This window comes from Stenotrophomonas sp. Sm6012 (assembly GCF_030985895.1).
Lineage (GTDB): Bacteria > Pseudomonadota > Gammaproteobacteria > Xanthomonadales > Xanthomonadaceae > Stenotrophomonas > Stenotrophomonas forensis.
On sequence record NZ_JAPTFX010000257.1, the window covers coordinates 1 to 2455 of the forward strand.

Consider the following 2455-nt stretch of genomic DNA (forward strand, 5'->3'; position numbering starts at 1 on the left):
TGACCCACCGGAGCGGTATGCTCCCCAACCTGGACTCTACTAAGTAGCTAGTGGCCCTGAGAAAGGGGGCAGGTCACTGGCATAAGCTTAGACATAAACCCTGCGCGAAACACTGTATTAACCGAGACCCTATCGTTCTAACGTAAGACCGATGACTTCCCTGCCACTAACGGGAGATACCGATGTTCAGTGATTGCGATCGGCTGCACATCTACCTTGATCACGAGACTCAGAATCTAGCAATGTCGATTCGATTGCTCTCCCCAGATCTAAGGCAAAAGAAGTTACGGCAGCTTGCTGACATGATTGCTGAGATAGCGGCCGCGGCGAATGGGACGCCCGACGAATGCCAAGTACTGGATCGCCTCGACCGCACTACCCAACAAGTTTGGGCGATCATTAGATCTGCGGAAACTAGCGAGAGCACTTCCAATATCTCGTGAGACTGCCTTTCGGCGGATTGGAATTCCCAGTCTTTGGTGGACACCTGATCGAGGGTGGCGATGCGCTGCCTCGAACTCTTCAGGACTGACCCCGCCCAGATGGCTGTGGTGGCGTTTTGGATTGTAAAACCCATCGATGTAGTCGGATATGTCCTAGGTCGCCACGTCACGATTTGCGTAGATGCGCGTCTTGATCTGTTCTTTTTTGAACTGTTGAAGAAGGGCTCAGCTGCCGCGTTGTCCCAGCAGTTGGCACGTCTGCTCATGCTTGGCTCAAGGTAGTTGTCTTTGCAGAAACGCTGCCATGCATCGCCTCCGTCTTGCGAGCCTTGATCCGAGTGAATCAGGGTTTTGCGACGACATCGGCTGCGCACGGCTTTCATCACGACACCCAGAACAAGTTCGCGATGAATCGTTGGTCTGACAGCCCAGCCACCAAACCTGCGTGAGAAAAGATCCAAAACAACCGCCAGAGATAGCCAACCCTGCCAGGTGCGATGTAGGTGATATCCGTCACCCATGCCTCGTTCGGGCGCGGTACGGTGAACAGACGCTGGATTAAATTGGGGATCAACACGTGAGATTTTGGCGCGGGGATGTGCCGTACGCGATAGCCATGCAGCGCGTGCAATCCGCTCACCCGCATCAAGCGAGCAACCCGATGTTTGCTGCATGTCTCCTCGTGCTCCCTCAGGCCGACAAGCACCCTGGATGCGCCATAAGTTCCGTGGCTGGCGGTAAACCAGGCTCGTATAAAGCGAAGCAACCGCGCCTCTTCTTGCGCTCGATTGGAAATCGGATGTTCACGCCATGCGTAGTAGCCGGCCCGAGCAACCCCAAGCAGGCGGCACATCATCTGGATGCTGAATTCGTCTCGATGCGCATCGATGAATTTGTAGGCTTGCCGAGTCTTGTTGGTGATCTTGCCTGCAGACATGACCGTGCCCCAATGCTATCCCCAACAGGAGCTAGCTCTGTCCAGCAAATCCTGGGAACTATACACGGCCGCCGAAGAATCAACACCACAACAAATCGAAAGCAACTTCTAGCGTCCATGCTTCCACTGCCATGTGTTTCGATTTCTTCTGCTTCAGCTTCACATTAGCCAATCTTTAAAACCCAGATATCATCACAATCAGAAAAGCGATAGGAAAAAGTCTCCTGATCTGCCCGCTCCGCGATGTTTCCGGCCTCATCTACCAACTTGGTCAACCGCGACAAAACAGTCATCCGGGGTGCCCTTCTTGCTCTTTGATCTAACTCAAGTGATGCTTGACAAGGCGTCACATTTCGAATTTCCCCCGTGGGACCTTCCAGTACCATGACCATTCTGTTCATCACTCTCCCGTTTGCCTGTCATCTGAACATACGGCATCCTAAGCGCCTTACATATCCGGATACAACACCCCTAAAGCCGGGAAGAGAATCCATCCTTTCTCCTAAGCTGGCGCCTCTCGCACTTGCTGCCTGCACACGGTTTCATCCAGGGGCAGTTTCGCTTTGGCGCTATTCAACTAGGCTCTTATCACATCATCTAGCCATCGCTCAAATGACGGATGTCCGCAATTCGTTGCAACTGCGCTAGATGGTCTGGCCAGTTTTTAGCGAGCCAACCAACCACGACCGCATTGTTGAGCACTATGCTGCTTATATAGTTCTTGATTATCGCCAGCTGAAGACTAGCCGGTCCATAGTCCTCCTCAAGCAGTTTCGTATCTGCCTGCAGCGCGGACAGTTCCCTTTCAAGACGCTGTAAGGCTTCAACGGATGGACCTGAAGCAGATGGTGACGTCGGTAGCGATACCAGTTGATCAGCCGCGGTACTCTGAAGCAGGGCGGCGGCTAGCTTTATCGAGTAGTCTCCAAGATTGATCATCGTCTGCGCTGCATCAATTTGCCGGAAAGCTTTCATTTTCCTTAGCAATCTAAATACTCCTTGGACCGGCCAGCCTTTCGTAGACATCCGGTTGCCATAATTGATGGCAATGACCGAGGTGTTTATGGGCAACAGC

General features: G+C 52.8%; 2 protein-coding genes. Both read right to left on the bottom strand.

What is annotated here, in order from left to right; genetic code table 11:
- Positions 1-825: 825 nt before the first annotated feature.
- Entirely contained in the window at positions 826-1380 is a 555-nt protein-coding gene (locus O0J73_RS22160; protein WP_308309653.1) for an IS3 family transposase, read from the bottom strand.
- 597 nt (positions 1381-1977) lie between these two features.
- Positions 1978-2455, bottom strand: a 478-nt coding sequence (locus O0J73_RS22165) for a plasmid partitioning protein RepB C-terminal domain-containing protein (protein ID WP_308309655.1), incomplete at its 5' end; no start/stop codon positions are given.

Coding starts and splice junctions, on each gene's coding strand:
- O0J73_RS22160 (WP_308309653.1), bottom strand. CDS start 1,380: ATGTCTGCAGGCAAGATCACCAACAAGACTCGGCAAGCCTACAAATTC.